At 70.2% G+C, this 21,741-nt stretch carries 15 protein-coding genes; 10 read left to right on the top strand and 5 right to left on the bottom strand.

Translation table 11 applies throughout. The annotated features are described in order from the left end of the window. Positions 1-89: 89 nt before the first annotated feature. The 6 genes from AB0F56_RS22965 to AB0F56_RS22990 all read left to right on the top strand — a co-directional run bounded on the left by AB0F56_RS22965 (position 90) and on the right by AB0F56_RS22990 (position 12,699). Positions 90-527 carry a hypothetical protein gene (locus AB0F56_RS22965; protein WP_362012712.1) on the top strand — a complete coding sequence of 146 codons (438 nt, stop codon included), beginning with the start codon at positions 90-92 and terminating at the stop codon, positions 525-527. 126 nt (positions 528-653) lie between these two features. After that, positions 654-4,514, top strand: coding sequence for a PglY protein (locus AB0F56_RS22970; protein ID WP_362012713.1), 3,861 nt, complete (start codon positions 654-656; stop codon positions 4,512-4,514). Then, positions 4,514-7,258, top strand: a complete 2,745-nt coding sequence (pglZ, locus tag AB0F56_RS22975) for a BREX-2 system phosphatase PglZ (RefSeq protein ID WP_362012715.1) — start codon at positions 4,514-4,516, stop codon at positions 7,256-7,258. The genes AB0F56_RS22970 and pglZ overlap by 1 nt, the downstream gene beginning before the upstream one ends. After that, entirely contained in the window at positions 7,255-8,586 is a 1,332-nt protein-coding gene (gene brxD / locus AB0F56_RS22980) for a BREX system ATP-binding protein BrxD (protein ID WP_362012718.1), read from the top strand. The genes pglZ and brxD overlap by 4 nt, the downstream gene beginning before the upstream one ends. Further along, positions 8,583-10,715, top strand: coding sequence for a DEAD/DEAH box helicase (locus AB0F56_RS22985; RefSeq protein WP_362012721.1), 2,133 nt, complete (start codon positions 8,583-8,585; stop codon positions 10,713-10,715). The genes brxD and AB0F56_RS22985 overlap by 4 nt, the downstream gene beginning before the upstream one ends. A gap of 97 nt (positions 10,716-10,812) precedes the next feature. Continuing rightward, entirely contained in the window at positions 10,813-12,699 is a 1,887-nt protein-coding gene (locus tag AB0F56_RS22990; RefSeq protein ID WP_362012723.1) for a hypothetical protein, read from the top strand. Between the two features lie 25 nt (positions 12,700-12,724). Here the strand turns inward: AB0F56_RS22990 and AB0F56_RS22995 are convergent, their stop codons facing one another. The 3 genes from AB0F56_RS22995 to AB0F56_RS23005 form a co-directional block, all read right to left on the bottom strand. After that, positions 12,725-13,897, bottom strand: a complete 1,173-nt coding sequence (locus AB0F56_RS22995) for a GDSL-type esterase/lipase family protein (RefSeq protein WP_362012726.1) — start codon at positions 13,895-13,897, stop codon at positions 12,725-12,727. A gap of 262 nt (positions 13,898-14,159) precedes the next feature. Then, the gene (gene aceB / locus AB0F56_RS23000; RefSeq protein ID WP_362012729.1) at positions 14,160-15,791 is read right to left on the bottom strand and encodes a malate synthase A; all 1,632 of its coding nucleotides are present in this window, start codon (positions 15,789-15,791) and stop codon (positions 14,160-14,162) included. 237 nt (positions 15,792-16,028) lie between these two features. Beyond that, positions 16,029-16,643, bottom strand: coding sequence for a nucleotidyltransferase family protein (locus AB0F56_RS23005; protein ID WP_362012731.1), 615 nt, complete (start codon positions 16,641-16,643; stop codon positions 16,029-16,031). Between the two features lie 169 nt (positions 16,644-16,812). On the opposite strand from AB0F56_RS23005, the gene AB0F56_RS23010 reads away from it, so the two are divergent. Beyond that, positions 16,813-17,133, top strand: a complete 321-nt coding sequence (locus AB0F56_RS23010) for a DUF5955 family protein (RefSeq protein ID WP_362012734.1) — start codon at positions 16,813-16,815, stop codon at positions 17,131-17,133. 96 nt (positions 17,134-17,229) lie between these two features. Further along, positions 17,230-17,982 (top strand): class I SAM-dependent methyltransferase, encoded by a 753-nt coding sequence (locus tag AB0F56_RS23015; RefSeq protein WP_362012736.1) that lies wholly within the window; start codon positions 17,230-17,232, stop codon positions 17,980-17,982. Between the two features lie 30 nt (positions 17,983-18,012). Here the strand turns inward: AB0F56_RS23015 and AB0F56_RS23020 are convergent, their stop codons facing one another. Together AB0F56_RS23020 and AB0F56_RS23025 are read right to left on the bottom strand one after the other, a co-directional pair. Beyond that, positions 18,013-18,645 carry a response regulator transcription factor gene (locus AB0F56_RS23020; protein WP_362012739.1) on the bottom strand — a complete coding sequence of 211 codons (633 nt, stop codon included), beginning with the start codon at positions 18,643-18,645 and terminating at the stop codon, positions 18,013-18,015. Continuing rightward, complete coding sequence (locus AB0F56_RS23025; RefSeq protein ID WP_362012742.1) at positions 18,642-19,811, bottom strand: sensor histidine kinase; 1,170 nt, start codon at positions 19,809-19,811, stop codon at positions 18,642-18,644. Before AB0F56_RS23025 ends, AB0F56_RS23020 begins: the two co-directional genes overlap by 4 nt. A 112-nt stretch (positions 19,812-19,923) precedes the next feature. On the opposite strand from AB0F56_RS23025, the gene AB0F56_RS23030 reads away from it, so the two are divergent. Together AB0F56_RS23030 and AB0F56_RS23035 are read left to right on the top strand one after the other, a co-directional pair. Then, entirely contained in the window at positions 19,924-21,009 is a 1,086-nt protein-coding gene (locus AB0F56_RS23030) for an ABC transporter permease (protein WP_362012744.1), read from the top strand. Then, positions 21,006-21,689, top strand: coding sequence for an ABC transporter ATP-binding protein (locus AB0F56_RS23035; protein ID WP_362012746.1), 684 nt, complete (start codon positions 21,006-21,008; stop codon positions 21,687-21,689). Before AB0F56_RS23030 ends, AB0F56_RS23035 begins: the two co-directional genes overlap by 4 nt. The last annotated feature ends 52 nt before the right edge of the window (positions 21,690-21,741 follow it).

Here is a 21,741-nt window from a genome sequence, read left to right on the forward strand (position 1 = left end):
TGGCGCGAGCGCACCAGCGGGCCAGGGCTGTCCATGACCAGGCCGAGCTCAAGAAGCGTGGCCCGTACGGGAACGTCCTGGCCGAGGCCGTGCTGGAAGAACTTGCCGACGAAGCCCTTGCCCTCGGGGGCGCCGTCCGTGAATTGCGCGGCTACGACTTCGCGGTCATCAACGGGTGGGCCCTCTTCCCCTTCAAGTATTCGGACCGGCCGATCCCTCTCGATCGTGCCCGTCTGCGTGCCGATGTTTCGGCCCAGCGAAAGCGCCTGCTGACAGCGCATGGTCCGGAACCGCGGGAAGGTCTCTTCCCGCTGGAGGACGTTCCGACCACAGCGGACTACGACAAGCTCCACGAGGCATTTGAGGAACTGGGACGCAGCACCAAGCTGGTCTCCGTCTTCTTCACCGCCGCCCGGGGCGAGGGCATTCACTCCATTCACTGGGGGGAGGCGCACCTCGAAGACGACCGGACGTTCACCTGGTCGTATGTGGAGGCGCTGCCTCTGTACACGGGCAAGGGACCGTGATGATCGATTGATCATCACGGAAGTTCCCATGCGCCGGTTGAGAGCCCCTGCGAGCTGGCAAGATATGGGGGACGAGCGCGCTGCGCGGACCATGTGAACCGCCGAGTGAGGGAACGAGAGCCACCGATGTCCACGAATGAACTCTTCCTGCGGGATGTCATCGACATCAAGGAAGACGTCCACGCCGGCGATTTCAAGGTGGAGCTCACAGGGGGCTTCACCGAGACCGCCGCCAGGGTCGCGGAATACGTGGTCACCGATCAGCTGAAGCTGGCCTTCGGTAAGGCTCTCGGCATCGTCCGAGCCTCCGTCCGCGGTGGGAACTCACATGCCGCCTACCTCCACGGGTCCTTCGGTTCCGGTAAGAGCCACTTCCTGACCGTGCTGCACGCGGTCTTGAACAACGAGCCGTCCGCCCGCGCCAAGCCACGGCTCCAGGAAGTCATCGCCGAACACGACGAGTGGCTTCGCGGCAAGCGATTCCTGATGGTGCCGTACCACCTCGTGGGCTCCACCGACCTGGACTCGGCTCTGCTCGGCGGATACGTCGCCGAGGTGCGGCGCCTGCACCCGGGCGCCCCTACCCCTGCCGTCTACCGTGCCGACTCGATGCTGGCCGACGCCGCGAAGCTCCGGAACAGCATCGGCCACGATGCTTTCGTGGCCCTCCTTCCCGCTGCCGGTACGGAGCTCGGAAGCGGGGGCGGAGACCTCGAGGACCTCGATGTGATCGACGGCTCGGGCGCGGCCTGGACCCCCGGTGATCTGGAGGCGGCCTTTGCCGCGCCGGCTGGTGACGCTCGCCGCGACCGGCTGGTGTCTGCCTTGCTGACCGGGCCGATGTCCTCGTACGCGGAGGGTGCCCGAGGCGATGCCCAGGCGTTCCTGCCGCTGGAGAACGGCCTCGCCGTCATCAGCCGGCACGCGAAGTCCCTCGGGTACGACGGTCTCGTCCTCTTCCTCGACGAGTTGATTCTGTGGCTCCAGGCGCACATGTCGAACCGGGAGAAGGTGAACTCCGAGGTCAGCAAGCTGGTGAAGCTGATCGAGTCCGGCGACAGTGCTCGCCCCGTCCCGATCGTGTCCTTCATCTCCCGGCAGCGTGACCTTTCCCAACTCGTCGGTGCGGACGTCGTCGGCGCGGACGTGAAGAACCTGGAGCAGCAGGTCGAGTATCTGGCGGGCCGCTTCGACGTCGTGAGTCTTGAGGACCGCAACCTTCCGGAGATCATCAAGGAGCGCATTCTCAAGCCCAAGGACGAGCAGGCGCGCGCGGCTCTGGACGGGGCATTCGGAGCCATCGAGTCCACCAGCTCGCAGGTCAAGGACGTCCTGCTCGACGCACACGGCGCCACGCACGCCGACTGGGCGGACTTCCGGGCGGTGTACCCGCTCTCGCCGGCGCTGCTCAACGTCCTCGTGGCACTGTCCGGTGCGCTCCAACGCGAGCGGACCGGCCTCAAGCTGCTCCAGGAGATGCTGCGCAGGCGGCGCGCCGACTTCAAGCTGGGTGAGCTGATCCCCCTCGGCGACCTCTGGGACGTACTCTCCGACGGCACCGGCGAGGCATTCACCGACCGCCTCAAGAACGAGGCGGAGGCAGCGCACACCTTCCACGGCAAAGTACGCGCACATCTGCTGGAGAAGTACGGCTCGGAGGAGAATGAGAAGTTCATCGCCGACGACCGGTTCGTCAAGACTCTGCTGCTTGCCGCGCTCGCGCCCGACGTACCGGCCCTCAAGCGACTCACCGGCGGGCGTATCGCCGCGCTGAACCACGGTTCCATCCGCTCCCGTACGGTCGCTCCCGGCTCGCTCGTCGTGACTCGACTGCGGGAACTGCAGGCCGAGTTCGGCGAGATCCGGGCCGACGGCGACCAGGATCCTGTGTTCACCCTCCATCTGTCCGATCTGGACATCGAGCCGCTGCTCGACATGGTGGCCGACGAGGACCGTACGGGAGCCCGCCGCATCTGGGTCAAGGACCAGCTCTGGAAGGCACTCGGACTCAAAGACACCGGCGCCTTCGTCTGTGAGCACGACATCGTCTGGAAGGGCAGCCGGCGCACCGCCGAGTTCGTCTTCGAGAACGTCCGCGACACCGCCCAGCTGCCCGCCGAGCAGTTCCGCCCCGGTGTGGACGGTCGTGTGCGGTTCATCCTCGACTACCCCTTCGACGACGGTCAGCACTTCCCCAACGACGACGCCCAGCGGGTCGAGCTGCTGCGCTCCGAAGGGCTCATGGCGCCGACCGTCGTCTGGCTGCCGTCGTTCTTCTCGGAGCAGAAGAACGCCCAACTGGGACGCCTGATCAAGATCAACTATCTTCTGGAGCGCGACCGTCTCGACGACTACGCCGGGCACCTCGCCTCCGACGACCGCGTCCGCGTCCGCCATCAGCTGGCCGCCCAGCGCGACACCCTCACCTCGCAGCTGACTGCCACGCTCACCCAGCTCTACGGCATCGCCAAGGTCGACGAGAACAGCGTGTCCGCAGAGGTCAGCGAGGGGAAGCACATCCTGTCGCTGCTGCCCGAATTCAGTCGACCCCAGTTGCAGGGCGGAAAGTCCTTCATGGACAACCTGCAGCACCTGGCCGACGGAGTCTTCGGCGCCCTCTACCCCAAGCATCCCGATTTCGACCGGGCCGGAGACCGCAAGCCCGTCACGCCCGCCGAGCTGAAGACCGCGCTCACCTGGATCACCCGCGCCATGGACGACGGTGGCCGGCGCATCGAGGTCGACAGCCACCACCTCAAGACCGTCAAGAAGATCGTCGAACCGCTGGAGCTCGGCCAGGTCCATGACGGCCCTCTCGTCCTGCGTAACGACTGGCGCGCACGGATCAACCAGGCTGCCCACCAGCACCGGCCCGGCGCCGAGGACCTCTCCGTCGAGGAGATCCGCGGGTGGATTGCCAGGGACCACGGCTGGACCGGCCTCGACAAGAACGTCAGCAGCCTGATCATCGCCACCTATGCACTCCTCGACGACCGCGCCTGGATCTTCCATGGCGGCAGCCCCCTCTCCCAGGCGCCCGAGCTGAACGACATCGGGGCCGGCCACGGCCTGCGCGCACAGCAGCTGCCCACGGACGAGGAGTACGCAACCGCCAGGGAAAGGGCGGCCAAGATCTTCGGAGTGGCGGTCCAGCCCACCCTGTTTGCCCGGAACGTGAACAAGCTGCACACCGGTGCACGGGAGAAGATCAACCAGTACGAGCAGTCGGTCAACGGGGTCCGGACGTCGTTGAACCGGCATGCGGAAGCCCTGGGGCTCCTGCAGGAGACCAGTGCGCGGACGTCGTCAGCGAAGGACGCTGCGGATCTCCTCGCGCGCCTCGGACGTCACCACGAGGCGACCGCGATGGTCAAGGAGCTGGCCGGCGCCTCGTACGGGACGTCGGATGCCGTACTCGCCTCGGCGATCACCTCTGCCCCGGAGGTACTCAAGGCGCTCGACGACGCCGACTGGCAGCTTCTCGACAGCGTCCGTGGCTTCGCCGGGCGGCGGGACGGCGTCGGCGAGCGCGCCGAGCGGCTCATTGGGGAGATCGCCGAGGCCGCGGCCGCGAGTGAATTCGAGCGCTCGCTGGTCCCGGTCCTGGACTCCATCCGCAGCAAGGCTGTCGCTCTGGTCAAGGACGCCGCTCGGCTGGCTCAGGTGGCGGAACCCGCTGCACCGACGCCCCGTGTCGAGCCGACCCCGGACGATGTCCCCCTCACTCAGCACGGCACACCGCCCGTCTCGTCCACCCGCTCGACGCCGGGACCTGTCCACACCGGGGCCACGGGGAGCATGCCGGGCTCGCGGACCGTGCGCCTGCAGCCGAGCCACATGGAGAACGCCCTGAACAAGGCGATCGACAACCTCTGGGACGAGATCCTCGCCTACTCCGCGGCCCACCCGGGGATGGCAGTCGAGATCACGTGGCAGGTCGTGCCTCCGGAGGAGAGCGGACCTACCGGCGACGAGGCACAGTCCTGATGGCGGTACGGCCGCTCATCGACCGGAGAATCGTCGAGGCGCTCCTCGAGACGGAGCTGCGTCGGGCCAGGGACCGCCGTCTCCTCTTGGTCCACGCGCGATACGACAGCGCTTCCCCCACCGACTTCACGGCCCGGGTCGACGGTCGGCAGCGCCTGGTGCGGGTCACCGATCAGGACTCCGTCTTGGGAATCGTCGACGCGTGGGAGCGGCTCCTGGCGGATTCCGAGGCCGACAGGGTGCTCGTGGTCACGAGCGACGTGTCGGCCACCGCTCTGGGCTGGGACCTGCGCGCCCACGCCGTCGGACGCCGCAGCCTTGCCGTGGACCGGGCCGAGATCGTCAAGCAGCTCTTCGGGGCTGCCGACCTCGACCCTCGCATGATTCGCGAGGCCTGGCTGCTCGACGCCCTGATCGAGGCCGAGCCTGCCGACGGCTGGCTGCGCGACGGCTCCGTCCTCACGCGGGATGCCGCAGTGAAGGCCCTTGTCGGAGAACGTCTCGGGCTGGGACGTACGGCAGGGGGGCTCTCGCTCGATCTTGACACCAACACCCTGCTCGCCTGGTCCCGGACCACGGCCGGCCCCGCACGCTTCCGGGAGCTTGCCGCATCGGAGCGTGGCGGTCTGACGGACTGGCTCAGCGGAGTCATCGGGGCGGCCGCACCCACGCTCCTCGCGCTCATCGCGGACGGCAGGGGTCAGGACGCCATGGCGCTCGGTGTCCTCGGCTCCGTGCTGAGCGCGCCGGACGCTCCGGCCGGAACGAGCTTCGCGCTCGGAGGTCTTTTCGGTTCGAGCCTGCGTTCGGTGGACGACCTTCCTCCCTTCACCTCTTCGGTGATCGGCACACTTGCCCGATGGATCGGCGAGGCCGAGGCCAACAGCGCTTCGGGCGCCGAGGCACGGCAGCGTGTCTACGCAGTACTCGAACGCGCCGATCAACTTGCAGACGAAGCGGGACTCGGGCAGGCCCTACGCGTCGACCCCTTGCTGCCCTCCGGCCTCAAGGCACGCTTGAGAGACCTCGCGACCGCACTTGACGTCTCCTCCCAAGAGGCCGAGGCAGCGTTGGACCACGTTCTGGCCCATCAGCTGGCCCGCCTGCACCCGGCAAGTTGCAACGCCGCATGCATGGCTGTACGCGTCGTGCGATGGCTAGACGGACCCGAGCCCGCTGTGGCTTCGGTGGGGCAAGCGGTCAGCGAGCATTTCGCGCAATGGGCCTGGGTCGACCGCGCGCTCGCGGTCCTGGCGGAGGGTGACCCGCTGGGTGAATCAGTCGTAGGTCAGGCGTACCACCGGCTTATCGGCAAGGCCCGCGCCCGGCGCACGGCGATCGACGAGCAGTTCGCCGCCCGGCTCTCGGGTTGGACCCTGGCCGCCTCGACACAGGCGCCCGCGGGTGCTCTGCTCATCGAGGACGTACTCGCCACCCTGGCCGTACCACTGGCCGGTGCAGGCAAGACGGCAGCGGCGCCGCTCGTGCTCGTACTGGACGGCATGAGCGCGGCCATAGCGGCGCAGCTCGGCGATGAGATCGACCGCCGAGTCTGGACGGAGATCGTCCCCGCACCGCAGGGGGCGCGAGCCGCACGGCGTCAGGCTGCCGTGTCCATGCTGCCTTCGGTCACCACCATCAGCCGAGCCTCACTGTTGGCGGGGACGGCGACGAGCGGCAAGCAGCCGGCGGAGAGCAAGGGGTTCGCTGCGCTGTGGCAGCGGCATCGGCGCACAGGGACGCTCTTCCACAAGGGGCAGATCGGTGGTGTCGAAGGCCACCGCCTCGCCCCTGAACTGCTCGACGCGCTCGCCGGCGACGGCGTGGTGGGAGTCGTTCTGAACACCATCGACGATGCGCTGGACCACGGACAGGAGGGCGAACGCACCGTCTGGCGGCTCAAGGACATCAGCCACCTGTTGGATCTGCTCAACGCGGCCCGCGGCTACGGCCGTCCCGTACTGCTTGTCTCCGACCACGGTCACGTCATCGATCGCACGCCCCAGGGCCGCGGGCCGGTGAAGGCCGCGGGCGTGCAGAGCGCCCGCTGGCGCATGGGCACAGCCGACGAGGGCGAAGTCGAGCTGAGTGGACCGCGCGTCCTGGCAGACGGCGGTTCCATTGTGGCGCCATGGCGCGAGGACATCAGGTACACGCCACGCAAGGCCGGCTACCACGGCGGAGCCTCGATCGCCGAAGTGACCGTGCCGGTGATCACTCTGGTGCCCTCACAGGAATTGTTGCCCACGGGGTGGGTTGTCCTGCCTCCCGAACAGAGCGTGCCGTCGTGGTGGGAACCCCGTACAGAGGCTGCAGCGGCCGCGGAGCCGGAGCCTTCGGTGAGTCGACGGGGCCGGAGGCCCAAGGAGACCCAGGTCGGCGAGGGGCTGTTCGCCGCGGCCGATGTGGCACCGGAGTCGGTGACACTCGGCGACAGGATCGTACGGACGCAGCGCTACCAGGCGCAGAAGGCGTTCGTACGCCGAGCGCCCGAGGCCAAGGTCGTGGCTGCGGTGATCGACGCGCTCGCCGAGGCCGGCGGAAGGCTGACCCCGGACGCCGTCGCTGCCTCCGCGACTGCTGCCACCGGCAGGTCCCAGCGGAACCCCGAAATCTTCGTCACCGTGGTGCAGCGTCTTCTCAATGTTGAAGGCTATGGCGTGATCAATCTGGTGGACGCGGGCCGGACTGTGGAGCTGAACGTCCCTCTTCTGCACGAGCAATTCGGAACGGAGCAGCCGTGACCGGCTTTACTGAGGTCAGCGCGGCACGCCGCCGTGAGGTGGTGGACGCGCTGAGGCGCGGCACCGTGCCGCAAGCGGGCCTCGATCTGTTCGCGGTTGGCCTCGAGCGTTTCACAGCTGCCCTGGACGATGACATCGCGACGGTGGCGCGTGGCGGGTCGGCCTTCCACGCCATCCGTGGCGAGTACGGGTCCGGCAAGACATTCTTCGCCCGCTGGCTCGCGGAGCGGGCCAAGCGCGCGGGGCTTGCCACCACGGAAGTACAGATCTCCGAAACCGAAACACCTCTGCACCGCCTGGAGACGGTCTACCGGCGCCTCATAGAGCGGCTCACGACGGCCACCCATCAGCCCAGCGCGCTCAAGGCGGTTGTCGATTCGTGGTTCTACACCCTCGAGGAGGAGATCCTCGACGCAGGTGAGGTGTCGGACGACGACGAGAAGGCACTCGCCGCAGCCGTCGACGACCTGATGGAGCAGCGACTTGCCGAGGTCGCCCGGACGACGCCTGCGTTCGCGGCGGCCCTGCGCGGTTATCGCGAGGCCCGTTCCGCGGGCGACAGCGCGACGGCCGACGCGCTCATCGCCTGGCTCGGCGGGCAGAAGTCGGTCGCGGCCTCGGCCCGCAGAGCTGCGGGGGTACGCGGAGACCTGGATCACTTCGGTGCCATGGGATTCCTGCAAGGACTGCTGACCGTACTGCGCGACTGCGGGCATCCGGGACTCCTCGTCGTTCTCGACGAGATCGAGACCCTCCAGCGGGTGCGCGGCGATGTACGGGAGAAGGGGCTCAACGCCCTGCGACAGCTGCTGGACGAGATCGATGCCGGTCGTTTTCCCGGCTTGTTCCTGGTGATCACAGGAACACCCGCGTTCTACGACGGCCAGCAGGGCGTACAGCGGCTTCCCCCTCTTGCTCAACGGCTCGCCACCGACTTCACCACCGACCCGCGTTTTGACTCGCCGCGCGCAGTCCAACTGCGCCTGGCGGGTTTTGATCTGACGAGGCTGGGAGAGCTCGGCCGTCATGTCCGGGACCTGTACGCGGGTGCGGCGCGGAACCCGGAAAGGATCGAAGCGCGCGTCGACGATGCGTACCTGAGGGAGCTTGCCGTTGCGGTCACCGGCGGCCTCGGGGGCAAGGTGGGAGTCGCCCCCCGGCTGTTCTTGCGCAAGCTCGTCGCCGATGTACTGGACCGCGTCGATGAGTTCGATGAGTTCGACCCGCGCCTTCACTACGCGCTCACCGTCTCCAGCGCCGAGCTCAACGAAGTCGAGAGAAATGCTGCCCAGGCCGATGCGGGCGACATCGAACTGGAACTCCCGTGAGCGCACTCGACGACCTCGATCCTGTGCTGACCCACCACATTGTCAACTCCCTCGGCTGGCGGGGGCTACGCCCGCTGCAGGAGGAAGCGATCGAGCCGCTGATGGCCGGCGAAGACGCGATTCTGCTGGCGCCTACAGCAGGTGGAAAGACCGAGGCTGCGTCTTTCCCCCTGCTGTCGCGGATGACCGCGGAGCGGTGGCAGCACACCTCGATCCTCTACGTCTGTCCCCTCAAGGCTCTGCTCAACAACCTGTTGCCTCGACTGGAGACGTATACGTCGTGGCTCGGGCGTACCGCCGCTCTCTGGCACGGCGACGTCACCGCGGGCAACCGCAAGCGAATCCTGAGGGACCGGCCTGATGTGCTCTTGACGACACCTGAGTCGCTGGAAGCCATGCTGGTCAGTGCGAATGTCGACCACAAGGTGTTCTTGTCCGGGCTGAGAGCCATCGTGGTCGACGAAGTGCACGCCTTCGCTGGAGACGACCGGGGATGGCACTTGCTCGCGCTCCTCGAGCGGCTGCAAAAGTCCGTCGGACGTCCGATCCAGCGCGTCGGCCTGTCAGCCACCGTAGGCAATCCGACGGAGCTCCTTCACTGGCTTCAGGGATCCGGGGCGGGCAACCGTCCGGCGCGAGTGGTCGCACCCCACCTCGCTGTTCCGAGTGACACGAGCGCCGTGCCACAGCCTCCCGCCGGTGAGATCCAGCTCGACTATGTCGGTTCCGTCGACAACGCAGCCCGCGTGATCTCTTCCCTGCACCAGGGAGAGAAAAGGCTCGTCTTCTGCGAATCGCGACGGCTCGTGGAGGAGCTGGGGGAGAAGCTGCGTCTCAGAGGAGTCACCACGTTCCTCTCCCACGCGTCCCTGTCGGTCGATGAACGGCGGCGCGCCGAGCAGGCGTTCGCGGAGGCGCGGGACTGCGTGATCGTCTCCACGAGCACACTGGAGCTGGGCATCGACGTCGGCGACCTCGACCGGGTCATCCAGATCGACGCCCCTGCAACGGTCGCCTCCTTCCTTCAGAGGCTCGGCAGAACGGGGCGGAGGGCGGACACGACGCGTAACTGTCTTTTCCTGGCGCTGACCGAGGACGGTTTGCTGTCAGCGGCCGGCATGCTCCTGCAGTGGTCACGCGGCTGGGTCGAGCCGGTCGTCGCCCCACCCGAGCCGCGTCACATCGTCGCGCAGCAGCTACTGGCCCTCTGCTTGCAGGAACATCAGGTAGGCGACCAGCTGTGGCGGGACTGGTGGAATGGGCTGGGGCCTTTCGGACAGCCCGCGGAGCCGATCCTGAGGCACCTGGTGAACGAGGGTTACCTCGACCGGGACGGCGGCATGCTGTTCATCGGACCGGAAGCAGAGCGCCGCTTCGGTCATCGACACTTCATGGGGCTCACAGCTGTCTTCACCGCACCTCCCCAATTCACCGTATTCCAAGGACGCGTGGAGATCGGGCGCACCGATCCGGATCTCTTGACGGAGGAGGTCGAAGGACCGCGGAAGCTCCTCCTGGCGGGGCGCAGCTGGGTGGTCACCTACATTGACTGGCGTCGCAAACGCTGCTATGTGGAGCCGACCGACGGTGGAGGGAAGGCGAAGTGGAGTGGACTCGGATTCAACAGGGCGACGTCGTTCGAGCTGACCCGGGCAGTCCGTGAGGTGCTGCTCGGAGCCGATCCTCCAGTCAGCCTGACCAAGCGAGCTGTGGCCTCCCTCGCCGATGCGAGGGACACCTTCATGGAGACGGTCCATCCGGGCGGAACGCTGATTGTGCGCGGAAGCGGGGGCTACGCACGGTGGTGGACCTGGGCCGGTCACCGGGCCAATGCCACGCTCGCGGCGTCGCTCGGCGAGGTAGCCGCCCCTGCGCAGCGCATCAACGACTGCTGGGTCCGCCTCAGGGAGGACGTCAATCCGCAGATCTGGAAGCAGGCTCTCGCGGATGCGTCGGGGCAGCTGTGCCTTCCTGAGGTGGACACCCGAGCCGTGAAGGGGCTGAAGTTCGGCGAGGCGCTTCCGGCGCGACTCGCCGAATCGACCCTCGCGATCCGCTTCTCCGACCTGACAGGAGCACGGACGGTATTGGACGAACCGACGAGATTCGTGGCCGACCTCGGCATCTGAGCCGGTCCGGGGCCTCGCCGTCCGCCCCTTTCACCACTCCGAGTGATCGGTGTCTCGGAATCCGCATCTGCTGCTGCTCGGAACTACGCTGGGAAGAGTGGCTGGCACACCTCTGAGCAATACCGGGCTTGACGCGTTCCTCGACGGAACACCGGAATTCCGCGACCCTTCGTCCGTACGCGCCGCCGACGCGGTGCTCGCTCTGTTGGCCTTGCGCGGGGCCGATCGCAGGAGTGGGCTGCCCGAGCCGAGCGTGGAGCTGGTGCGGAGGCTGCTCGTCGAGGACGCGCCCGCCTTCGTCTACGCCACGCCCGAGGAGCTGGCGGCCTACCCGGCCGTGCTCGTGGCGCTCACCGCGCGCGTGCGGGAGGCCGGGCGGCTGAACGGCAAGCGGCAGGAGCGGATCGTGGCCGCGGTCGAGGACATCGTGCCCGACTTCGAGCGGGCCATGAACGACCCCGCCAACTACACCTGGCAGCGCTGGTACGCCTCCCTCCTGCGCGCCGACGGGACCGACCCCGCCGACCCCGGCGCCGTACGCGCCTGGCTCGCCGGGCACGACGGGATGCGGCCGCCGGACGGGCTCAACCGGGCGGACCTGATGAACCGCAGCGACGTCGCCGACTCCCTCCTCGCCGACGCGCTCAGCGGCGCCTACGTGCGCGAGGCGGAGCGGCCCTCGCCCGCCGGTCCCCTGCTCACCGACGCCGAGGTCGCGCACGGCCTCGGCAGGCTGGGCGGCCTGCTGGTCGACCGGTGGACCGCCGAAGGGCTCTCCGGCGCGCTCACGGGACCGTACGCCCATCTCGCCCCGGGCCCCGAGGCCTTCCCGCACCTCGTCCTCGCCGACACCCTCCTCGACGAGCACCTCAACTACTACGAGGACTCCGCCGTCCCGCTCCCGCCCCCGCCCGTCGAGGCCCACGAGCCCCAGCGCTCCGTCGAGGCCGGTGCGGACCTGCTGGCGGCGGCCGTCGAGGAGATGAAGGGCGAGGACGGTGGTCTGTACGACGGCGAGGCCGCGCACCTGCTCTACGCGCTCTACCAGCGGGGCGCCTGCGCCGAGTCGGTCGCCCGCAGGGCCGCCGAGTTCGAGGACTGGCCGGTCGACCCCCGCCTGGAGGACGCCCCCGTCCTCGTACCGGTGAACGCCCCCGAGGAGTACGTGCTCCCGCCCCTCGACGAGCTGTCCCGGCTCACCGGGACCGAGGCCACCGAGGAGGACCGGGCGGCGCTCGAACCGGGCGCCCGTGCCATGGCCGACGCCGTCGACCGGCTGGCCGGCACCGGCATGGTCTTCCGTACCGGCGACGCCTTCGGCCTCACGCCCTGGGGCGTCGAGGTCCTCCACTACCTGCTGCGGGTGCGGTGGGTCGCGGCGCCCGACAGCAAGGAGGCCGCCGCCTGGGACGCCCGTACCGTGATCGCCGCCGCCGAGGGCTGGTCCGCCGCCGCGGCGACCCGCGTCCTCGCCGAGTGGCTGCACGCCCACGGCGACTCCGTCGACGCCTGGTCCGCGCTGCTCGACGCGCTCGGCACGGTCCACGCCGGGACCTTCGAGGCCGCCGGGACCCGCGCGCTCTTCGGCTTCCTCGACCCCGAGGCCGTCCCCGTCGAGGCGCTGCGCGGCGCCCTCGACGACCCGGTGATGGGCGCGTACGCCTACGGCGTGCTGCGCGCCCGGGGCGAGCCGGCGGACGAGGCCCCGGTGCCGCGATCCGCCCGCGCCGTCCTGATCCTGGACCGGCTCTCCCGGCACGGCGAGGACCGGCGTACGGTCCTCGACACCGCCGCCGCGAACTGGCCGGGCGGCGTCGACGCCCTGGTGGCGGAGATGGCGGCCGTCGACCCGTACCTCGCGGAGCGGACCCTCGTGCCCCTCCGCATCCCGCTGCCGGAGAGGAAGCGGGCGAACGGCCGGGGGAACGGGCGGACGAACGAGCGAGTGCGGCGCCGCGGCCGGAGCGGACGCCGCACCCGCTGATCCCCGTGGGGGGTCGGTGCGACCGTCAGGAGACGGCCGTCAGATACATGCCGGAGGCTCCGGCCCCCGCCGTGTTGCGGCAGGAGAAGTTCCCGCTCGGCTTCGCCTGGATCAGCGCGAGGCAGCGGCCGAGCGCCAACTGCCCGTAGTGGTTGGGGTGGACGTTCTCCTGGATCGGCCCCTGGGTCTCGTTCGGGTCGATCCAGCGCGCCCACTCGCTCGTCGCCGCCGAGGCGGGCACCGTCGCGCTGACCAGCTTGCTGGTCTTCGCGCACACCTCACGGCCCTGGAGCATGTCGCGCAGATCCATGAACTGCACGCCCTTGGCGGCCGCGACCCCCTTGAGCCGGTTCGAGACCTGGGGGACCAGGGTGTCCCGCGCCCAGTCGGCGTCCAGGTTCCAGAACGGGCAGCCGCCCGTGTTCGTACGGCTCCAGCCGCTCTCCGGGTACCGGTTCTCGGCGCCGCGCGGGATGGGGGAGGGGTACGACTGGAGCACGATCCGGTAGTCGGACGCGGCGTAGCCGGCGGCCGTCATGACCGCGCGGATCTCGTCCACGGACTTGCCGACGCCCGCCATGGCCGCGTCGATCTTCGCGTCCACCTCGGTCTGCTGGTCGTCGTGGCAGTACGAGTACCAGACGATGTAGTCGGTCGCGCAGCTGCGGATGATGTCGGCGAAGCCCAGGTCGTTGCCGCCGACCGACAGCACGATCGTCCCCACGTCGTGGGAGGCGGCGACGGCCGCCAGCTGGTCGGCCTGCGGGGCCTCGCCCTTGTACGCCACGCCGCCGTTCGAGGCGCGGAAGACGTTCCGGGTCGTCGCCCCCGAGCAGGCCAGGTTGATCAGCGCCGAGGCGATCGGGCCCGCGCTCTTCACCTCCGCCGAGTCGGAGCGGTGGCAGCCGTTGGCCGCCGTCGTCCCGTACACCCGGCTGGGGTCGTACGCGCTCCCCGTCCATGCCCGGTCGGTGCCGTTCCGGTTGCCGCTCGTCGTCAGGCTGTTGCCCTGCCAGCGCCCCGCCTCGCCGGAGATGTAGCTGTCGCCCATCGACACGACGGCGGTGGGCCCGGAGCCGTTCGCGGCGGCGGTGGGGGCGATGCCCGCGGTCAGGAGCGCGCCTGCGGCGAGGGCGGTGGTGACGAGCCTGCGGGCGGTGACGAGTCTTCGGGCCGTGCTGTGGGGGGTTCTGGGCATGGCTGTGTTCTCCTGCGTCGGTGCAGAGGAGTGGGGGACAGCCGCCGGCCGGTGGCATGCGGAATCTGGCACGCCGTGGCTTGTTACCGCTAGGTAGCGTCTGGTTTCGGTTGCGTCACGTGCCCTGTGAAACGCACTGGAGCGAAAGTCGGGGGAGCGGTGAGGGACGGAGAACGGCCCCGCCCCCAGTGCTGTGCGTTCACCGGGGGCGGAGCCGTTTTCAGGTGTTCGGCCGCTGTGCGGGTCGGCCGAAGAAGGGGACTCAGCCGATGAGCTGGTCGTACGCGGGGAGGGTCAGGAAGTCCGCGTAGTCGGCGTCGAGCGAGACGTGCAGGAGCAGGTCGTGCGCCTGCTGCCACTTGCCGGCCGCGAAGGCCTCCTCGCCGATCTCCGCGCGGATCGCGGCCAGTTCCTCCGCCGCGACCTTGCGGGCCAGCTCGGGAGTGGCCGTCACAGCCTTTCCGTCGTGCTCGAATACAACACCCGCGTTGATCCACTGCCAGATCTGCGAGCGCGAGATCTCCGCCGTGGCCGCGTCCTCCATCAGGTTGAAGATGGCGACCGCGCCGAGGCCGCGGAGCCAGGCCTCGATGTAGCGGGTGCCGACCTGGACCGCGTTGCGCAGGCCGTCGTACGTCGGCTTCGCGTCGAGCGAATCGATGGCGATCAGGTCACCGGGCGCCACCGACACGTCCTCGCGCAGCCGGTCCTTCTGGTTCGGCTTGTCGCCGAGGACCGCGTCGAAGGAGGCCATCGCGATCGGGACCAGGTCCGGGTGGGCGACCCAGGAGCCGTCGAAGCCGTCGCCGGCCTCGCGGTCCTTGTCCGCCTTGACCTTCTCGAACGCGACCTTGTTCACCTCGGCGTCCTTGCGGGACGGGATGAACGCCGCCATGCCGCCGATCGCGTGCGCACCGCGCTTGTGGCAGGTGCGGACGAGGAGTTCGGTGTACGCGCGCATGAACGGGGCCGTCATCGTGACCGCGTTGCGGTCCGGCAGGACGAACTTCTGCCCGCCGTCACGGAAGTTCTTGACGATGGAGAAGAGGTAGTCCCAGCGGCCCGCGTTGAGGCCCGCGGCGTGGTCGCGGAGCTCGTAGAGGATCTCCTCCATCTCGTACGCGGCCGTGATCGTCTCGATGAGGACGGTGGCGCGGACGGTGCCCTGCGGGATGCCGACGTAGTCCTGCGCGAAGACGAAGATGTCGTTCCAGAGGCGGGCCTCCAGGTGCGACTCCGTCTTCGGGAGGTAGAAGTACGGGCCCTTGCCGAGCTCGATCAGGCGCTTGGCGTTGTGGAAGAAGTACAGGCCGAAGTCGACCAGCGCGCCGGGGACCGGGCGGCCCTCGAACGTCAGGTGACGCTCCTCCAGGTGCCAGCCGCGCGGCCGCATGACGACCGTGGCCAGCTCGTCGGCAGGCTTGAGCGCGTAGGACTTGCCCGACTTCGGGTCCGTGAAGTCGATCTGCCGGGTGTACGCGTCGATCAGGTTGACCTGACCGAGGACGACGTTCTCCCAGGTCGGGGCCGAGGCGTCCTCGAAGTCCGCGAGCCAGACCTTGGCGCCCGAGTTCAGCGCGTTGATCGTCATCTTCCGGTCGGTCGGGCCGGTGATCTCGACACGGCGGTCGTTCAGGGCCGCCGGGGCCGGCGCGACCCGCCAGGAGTCGTCCGCGCGGACGGCGGCGGTCTCCGGCAGGAAGTCGAGGGACGAGGTACGGGCGATCTCGGCGCGGCGCTCCGCCCGGCGGGCGAGGAGCTCGTCCCGGCGCGGGGTGAACCGACGGTGCAGCTCCGCCACGAAGGCGAGAGCCGCGTCGGTCAGCACCTCCTCCTGCCTCGGCAGGGGCGCGGCTTCGACGATCGCCAGGGGGGACGGCGCTGGTGCGGACATGAACTGTCACTTCCTTCAGCGGACTTCGCGGGCGGTGCTGGGCGGTGCCTGTGCGGCCGCCGGGCGTCACGGATCGGCACGGAGTGCCGCAGGCGCCGAGATACGGCCGCGGAGCGCCGTCAGGGGATCAGGCGCTTCTGAACAGTGGATACTAGTTTCCTCATGGTGGAAGTTCAATCGTTTGTTGATATCGAGATTCTCTGGATCGACAGACCATGGCGCTCAGTGCCACATCCTTCACTCAAGGTGCGCCAGGTCCGCCTCCGTGTCGATGTCGTAGGGCTCGGCCACATCCGAACAGTCCACCAGGGTGATCGCATCCCGGTGCGTCTTCAGGTAGTCCCGCGCCCCCTGGTCACCGACCGCCCCCGCCGCGATCCCCGCCCAGCGGTCCGCACCGAACAGCACCGGATGGCCGCGCTTCCCGTCGTACGAAGCGGCCGCGAGCGCGTCCCGCGACCGGTACGCCGACCGGACCCGGTCCACCGCCTCCGCGCCGATCCCCGGCTGGTCCACCAGGGACACGAGCGCTGCGTCCACCGGCAGCGTCTCGGCCGCGAGCGACGCGAGCCCGGCGCGCAGTGAGGACCCCATGCCCTCCGCCCACTCCGGGTTGTCGACCAGGACGCACCCGGGCAGCCGCGCCCGCTCCCGTACGAGCTCGGCCGAGGCCCCGAGGACGACATGGATCACCTCGCAGCCCCCCTCGCGCAGCACCCGCACCGCGTGCTCGACCAGCGGGCGGCCGCGGTGGGTGAGGAGCGCCTTGGGGCGGCCGCCGAGGCGCCGCCCGCCGCCCGCGGCGAGGAGCAGACCGGCCACCAGAGGGGTGGTTTGCCGTGTGTTCGTCATGCTGACTGCATACCCCATGACACGGACGCCTGAATTGTGTCCGCGGTGTGGCGCGCCGGGCGCGCCATGGCGTTAACTGGCTCGCGACTCCGGGCGCCTGACCACCGTTCGACCGGTCGGCTCGGAGTGGGGGAGTTCGGCGCACAGTGTCGTGCGAGGGGGAGAACTGTTGTTGCGAAGCGTTGGGCAGAGGCGTGTGACAACCGGCGGCGACGAGGACCCGAGAGTGGCGGAGCTGCGTGCCGCCGTCTCCCGGCTCCGTCGCGAACTTGCGGGCCACCGCGCCGAGTTCACCGACCGGGGAATCGCCGAGGACGAACTCGCCGCACTGGACGCGATGGCCGTCAGCGGCGTCCCCGAGGTACGGCGCCTGCGCCGCTCCCTGCTCCTGATCGCCGGCTCGATCGGCTCCGTCAGCGCCCTCGCGAACGGCCTCGCGAACGTCCGCCAGGCGGTCGAACTCTTCGGCGAACCGCCGCGCGAGGTCTGACGGACGGGACGGGCGGCGGGGACGGGCCGGGACGACCGGTGAGGCCCCCGAAAACCACGTGCGCGGCGGCCCGTCCCCGCCCTAGCCTCCCGGGTCATGGCTGATCCTGATGACGACGGATACTTCGGCGAGGATGTCGCGGCGCGCTACGACACCGGTTCGGCGGACATGTTCCGCCCCGAGGCGGTCGACCCGGCCGTCGACCTGCTGACCGGGCTCGCCGGCGGGGGACCCGCCCTCGAGTTCGGCATCGGCACGGGCCGTATCGCGCTGCCGCTGGCCGGCCGGGGCGTCCGGGTGCACGGCATCGACCTCTCCCGGGCGATGGTGGAGCGGCTGCGCGCCAAGCCCGGCGGCGCGGACCTCGGCGTCACGATCGGGGACTTCGCGACCACCCGCCTCACGGGCGCGGGCACCTTCACCACCGCGTACCTCGTCTTCAACACCATCAACAACCTGACCTCGCAGGACGCCCAGGTGGACTGCTTCCGCAACGCCGCGGCCCACCTCGCGCCCGGCGGCACCTTCGTCATCGAGGTCGGGGTGCCGCCGCTGCGCCTCCTGCCGCCGGGACAGAGCGCGGTCCCGTTCCACGTCGACGCGGCCTCGTGGGGCTTCGACACCGTGGATCCGGCCACCCAGGCGATGAGCTCCCACTACTTCTCGCTCACGGGCGACGGCCGTGCCGTGCACCGGGCCATCCCGTTCCGTTACGTGTGGCCCTCGGAGCTCGACCTGATGGCGCGGATCGCCGGGATGCGGCTGCGCGACCGGTGGCAGGACTGGGACGGCACCCCGTTCACCGGGGAGAGCAGCCGGCATGTGTCCGTGTGGGAGAAGGAGTCCTGAGAGTGCTCAGAGTCCTGAGAAGGAGCCTGGTCAGGACGGGCGTCGGATCAGGCGTCGTGAGGTCGCCGTCGCCACCGCCGCCGTGCGGGAGTCCACGCCCAGCTTCGCGAAGATGTGCACCAGGTGGGACTTCACCGTCGCCTGGCTCAGGAACAGCGCCTTGCTGATCTGCTGGTTCGAAAGACCCTCGCCCACCAGCTGGAGCACCTCCAGCTCCCGTTTCGTCAGCGCCTCCGCCGGGGTCCGCATCCGGTCCATCAGGCGGTGCGCCACCGCCGGGGCCAGCGCCGACTGGCCCGCGGCCGCCGTGCGGACCGCCGCCGCCAGCTCCTCCGGCGGGGCGTCCTTCAGCAGATAGCCCGAGGCGCCCGCCTCGACCGCCGCCAGGATGTCCGCGTCGGTGTCGTACGTGGTGAGGACCAGGACGCGCGGCCCGCCGGTACGGGCCGTGATCGCCGCCGTCGCCTCCGAGCCGTGCATCCCCGCGCCGAACTGCAGGTCCATCAGGACCACGTCCACTCCACCGGCCTCGGCCAGCTCCACCGCGCGCTCGGCGGTGGCCGCCTCGCCGACCACGGCGAAGTCCGGCTCGGTGTCCAGGACCGCGCGCAGTCCGGCCCGTACCACCGGATGGTCGTCGGCCAGCAGAAGACGGATCGTCATGTCGACACTCCAGCGGGAAGGGGGAGGGACACGGCGACCGCCGTGCCCTGGCCGGGGGCCGACTCCACCGTGAACGTGCCGCCCAGCGACTCCGCCCGGGCGCGCATCGCCGGCAGCCCGAAACCGCCGTCCTCGGACGACGGCGAGAGCAGCGCCGGGTCGAAGCCCTTGCCGTCGTCCACCACGTCAAGGGTCACCGAGGCGTCCATGAACGACAGCGTGATCTCCGCGCGGGCCGCCGAGGCGTGCCGCACCGTGTTCGCGAGCGCCGACTGGGCGATCCGCAGCAGCGCCACCTCGTACGGCGTCGGCAGCTCGACCGGCGTCCCGCTCACGGTGAGGCGTGCGCGCGGGGAGGGCTCGGGGCCCGGTTCGCACAGCCGCTCAAGCGCCGCCGCGAGTGAGCCGTGCTCCAGGTCCGGCGGCGAGAGCGCGCGTACGAACCTCCGGGCCTCCGCCAGGTTGTCCTGCGCCGCCCGCCGCGCCGCCTCGATGTGCCCGGCGGCCGGCGAGCCCGGCGGCAGCGCCCGCTCGGCGGCCCGCAGCAGCAGCTGGATCGAGGAGAGCCCCTGCGCGAGCGTGTCGTGGATCTCGCGCGCAAGCCGCTCGCGCTCCGCGAGCGTGCCCGCGTGCCGCTCGGCCGCCGCCAGCTCCGCCCGGGTCGCGATCAGCTCCTCCACCATCCGCCGGCGCCGCTCGCTCTCCCGGTACAGCGCCTGATAGCCGAGGACCGTCGCCACGGCCACCGCACCGCCGAGCAGCGGCCCGATGAAGACCCCGGGGTTGAGCGTCGCGCCATGGCCCACGTACGACAGGATCGCCGCCACCGCCGTCAGGGCCACCGCGGGCAGCGCCCAGCGGATCGGCAGCAGGTGCAGCTGGAGGAAGTACAGCGGGAACGCCACCCACAGCCCGTCGGGCGTGGCCCAGAGCAGCGCCAGCCAGGACGCGCACAGCACGGCCAGCCAGAGCGCGGCGGCCCGCTGCGAGTCCCGTACCGAGGGCACCACGGACCCGGCCGCGTACACCCCGCCCGTCACCACGGCGAGCGCGACCCCGGCCCCGGAGCCCGCCCGGACCGCCGCCAGGGCGAGCAGCCCCGCCATCAGCAGATGCAGACAGAGACGCAGCGCGCGCAGGGCGGGGGTGAGGGAACGCGGATCCATGGTCCGTCCAGCCTAGGCCGGGGCAGACAATCCGGACTCAACCAAAGGATTGATTCCGGAGCCATCCGTGGCGCGATGCCGGGAGGCACCGGGGGCGGGAAAGCTGGTCCGCATGTTCGTGGCATGGAGAGACCTGAGATTCGCCAAAGGGCGATTCACGCTGATGGGGACCGTGATCGTGCTGATCACGCTGCTCGTCGGACTGCTGTCCGGGCTGACCGCCGGACTCGCCCGCGAGAACATCTCCGGGATCACCGGGCTGCCGGCGGACCGGCTGGCCTTCGCCGCGCCGCCGTCCGGGCAGTCGGTCTCCTTCACCAACTCGACGGTGACGGAGGGGCAGTGGCGGCGGTGGGCCGAGCGGCCGGGGGTCGTGAGCGCGGAGCCGCTCGCGATCCGGACGCTCAACGGAGCCGCCGGGGACCGTACGGTCGCCGTCTCCGTCTTCGGTACGGAGCCGTCGGCGGCCCTCGCGCCCGAGAGCCGGAAGCTGGGCCCCGGGCGGGTCGTCCTCTCCGAGTCCGCGGCCGAGGAACTGGGCGTCGGCGTGGGCGGGGCCGTACGCCTCGGTCCGCTGGAGGCCCAGGTCGCGGCCGTCGCCGGAGACGCCTCGTACAGCCACACGCCCGTCGTCTGGACCTCGCTCGACGACTGGCAGAAGGTCGGTCACAACGGCACGACCCCCGAGGAACAGGCCACCGTCATCGCCCTGCGCGTGACGGACGGCGCCGATCTCGGGGCCGCCGACGCGGCCCTCGGCACGGAGTCGCGGACGATCGACGGGGCGCTCACCGCCATAGGGTCCTACCAGGCCGAGAACGGCTCGCTGCAGCTGATGCGGGGCTTCCTCTTCGCCATCTCCGCGCTGGTCATAGGGGCCTTCTTCACCGTCTGGACGATCCAGCGGAGCGGTGACGTGGCCGTCCTGAAGGCGCTCGGCGCCTCGACCCCGTACCTCCTGAAGGACGCCCTCGGGCAGGCGGTCCTGATGCTCGGCGCCGGGACACTGTTCGGCACCGCCCTCGCGGTCGGCGCGGGGGTGCTGATCAGCGGCGGGAACGTGCCGTTCGTCCTGGAGCCGCTGACCGTGCTCGGTCCGGCCGCCGTGATCATCGTGCTCGGCGTCCTCGGCGCCGCCCTGTCCATCCGGCGGATCACCGCCGTCGACCCCCTGACCGCGCTCGGGAGTGCCCGATGACCCTCCTCCTCGACGACGTGACCCTGACGTACCCCGACGGCGACGGCCGTCTGACCGCCCTCGACGCCGTCTCCCTGGAGGTCCCCGCCGGTCACCTCACGGCGGTCGTCGGGCCCTCGGGCTCCGGCAAGTCCAGCCTGCTCGCGGTCGCGGCGACACTGGTGACCCCGGACCGGGGACGGGTCGTCGTGGCCGGTACGGACACGGCGGCGCTCGACCGGGCCGGGCGGGCGGAGCTGCGGCGCGAGCGGATCGGGATCGTGTTCCAGCAGCCGAACCTGCTGCCGTCGCTGACGGCCCTGGAGCAGGTGCAGGTGATGGCGCATCTGTCGGGTGCGAGGCCTTCGGCGGTACGGGGGAGGGCGCTGGCGCTCCTGGACGCGGTCGGCCTCGCGGACCAGGCGTCGCGGCGGCCGCACCAGCTGTCCGGCGGCCAGCGCCAGCGGGTCAACATCGCGCGGGCCCTGATGAACGAGCCGTCCGTCCTGCTCGTCGACGAGCCCACGAGCGCCCTCGACCACGAGCGGGGCGCGGCGGTCATGGACCTGCTGGCGGGCCTGACCCGGGAGCGGGGCACGGCGACGGTCCTGGTGACCCACGACCGCACCCACGCCACGCGCGCGGACACGGTGGTCCTGGTGGAGGACGGCCGGCTCTCGGAGCGGGCGGCGGCTGCCTGACCGGAAGTACGAAGAAGGCCCTCTCCCCGCCGGGGAGAGGGCCTTTCCGCGT

Source organism: Streptomyces sp. NPDC026092 (genome assembly GCF_040638605.1).
Classification (GTDB): domain Bacteria; phylum Actinomycetota; class Actinomycetes; order Streptomycetales; family Streptomycetaceae; genus Streptomyces.

Coding starts and splice junctions, on each gene's coding strand:
- AB0F56_RS22970 (WP_362012713.1), top strand. CDS start 654: ATGTCCACGAATGAACTCTTCCTGCGGGATGTCATCGACATCAAGGAA.
- pglZ (WP_362012715.1), top strand. CDS start 4,514: ATGGCGGTACGGCCGCTCATCGACCGGAGAATCGTCGAGGCGCTCCTC.
- AB0F56_RS22995 (WP_362012726.1), bottom strand. CDS start 13,897: ATGCCCAGAACCCCCCACAGCACGGCCCGAAGACTCGTCACCGCCCGC.
- aceB (WP_362012729.1), bottom strand. CDS start 15,791: ATGTCCGCACCAGCGCCGTCCCCCCTGGCGATCGTCGAAGCCGCGCCC.
- AB0F56_RS23005 (WP_362012731.1), bottom strand. CDS start 16,643: ATGACGAACACACGGCAAACCACCCCTCTGGTGGCCGGTCTGCTCCTC.
- AB0F56_RS23015 (WP_362012736.1), top strand. CDS start 17,230: ATGGCTGATCCTGATGACGACGGATACTTCGGCGAGGATGTCGCGGCG.
- AB0F56_RS23020 (WP_362012739.1), bottom strand. CDS start 18,645: ATGACGATCCGTCTTCTGCTGGCCGACGACCATCCGGTGGTACGGGCC.
- AB0F56_RS23025 (WP_362012742.1), bottom strand. CDS start 19,811: ATGGATCCGCGTTCCCTCACCCCCGCCCTGCGCGCGCTGCGTCTCTGT.
- AB0F56_RS23030 (WP_362012744.1), top strand. CDS start 19,924: ATGTTCGTGGCATGGAGAGACCTGAGATTCGCCAAAGGGCGATTCACG.
- AB0F56_RS23035 (WP_362012746.1), top strand. CDS start 21,006: ATGACCCTCCTCCTCGACGACGTGACCCTGACGTACCCCGACGGCGAC.